Annotated in this window: 1 protein-coding gene; it reads right to left on the reverse strand. The window is 60.5% G+C overall.

The annotated features are described in order from the left end of the window. Window positions 1-1186, reverse strand: a 1186-nt coding sequence (locus tag M0D67_RS42015; RefSeq protein WP_266243690.1) for an amidohydrolase family protein, incomplete at both ends; no start/stop codon positions are given.

Consider the following 1186-nt stretch of genomic DNA (forward strand, 5'->3'; position numbering starts at 1 on the left):
TGCCTTGCCGTTATCGATGAATACCTTGCGCAGGATCTCCGGGCTGTGGCCCTGCAAATTGCGCACGAAGCTGCCCATCGGGTCCTTGCCACCTTCATGATGTGGAAAGTCGCTGGCATAGCAGTACACGTCCTCGAATCCGTAGCGGTCGATATAGGTGCCGACCGGCTCGAAGTCGAAGCATGCAACACGCAGATTGCGGCTGATGTATTCCGATGGCTTGAGCTTGAGCCGGGTGTGGGCCTGCGACGAAGGAAACGGCGTGCGACCATAGAAGCGGTCCATGTTCTCTGCAAGTGGGCCGACCCAGTGACCCGTAAATTCCGCACACCCAAACACAAGATCTGGATGCCGGTCGAACACGCCACCCAGCACCATTGTCATCACGTAGTTCTGGATCTGCAGGTGAATGTTGGTCAGCGTCCACGGGTCAAGGGAGAACTCCGCCCCAAGCATCCATCCCTGGAACGCGGGGGCATTGCGCCACTGCGTCGTGGCAAGCAGTTTCTCACTGATCGAAATATGACCCACCACCGGGCACTTCGCCGCCGCCAGCAGACTCCAGAGCGGATCCATCCGCGGACTGGCCGGTGATACGCCGCCCGGGGGCTCGTCCGTGGCAAGCATGAAAAGACGCACGCCATGCTCAACCAGCCGTCGTGCCTTCTGGTACATCGCCTCCGGTGTATCGTCGACCAGCAGCGCAACCGGCCGCACACGGTCCTGCTCCTTCGACACGCGGGCACACCAGTCGTTATAGATGTCCATCAGCCGGTAGGCATACGCCTTGCGATCGCCCGTGATCGAGCGGAACACCCGGGGGTCGTCAGCCTTGTTGTACAGCGCGTGCGCGTAGATTGGCGCAATCCCCGGATACATGATCTGCCGGTGAATCCCGGTGAAGTCCATCACCTCGAGGCGTCGCCCGATGTCATAGCAGCCCGGCGCCTTCTCCATCTTGACCTTCCAGACCGTCTCGGCGTTGATCTCGGTATCGTCACCCTCGAGATCCGGGTTCTGGATAATCGCCTCACCCTCATTGCCCGCGTTTAGCAGCGCAGCAGCCAGTGGCCGGACCTCGGCTCCGTAGGTATCCTCCCAGCGCCTGATCGGCATTGCCTCATGGCCATCCGTGTCGTTGATCAGACCAGCAAACTGCGCAATGGCCTCCGGTAACTCGTAACGC

The sequence above is a fragment of the Paraburkholderia sp. SECH4 genome, from assembly GCF_030511745.1.
Taxonomy (GTDB): domain Bacteria; phylum Pseudomonadota; class Gammaproteobacteria; order Burkholderiales; family Burkholderiaceae; genus Paraburkholderia; species Paraburkholderia madseniana.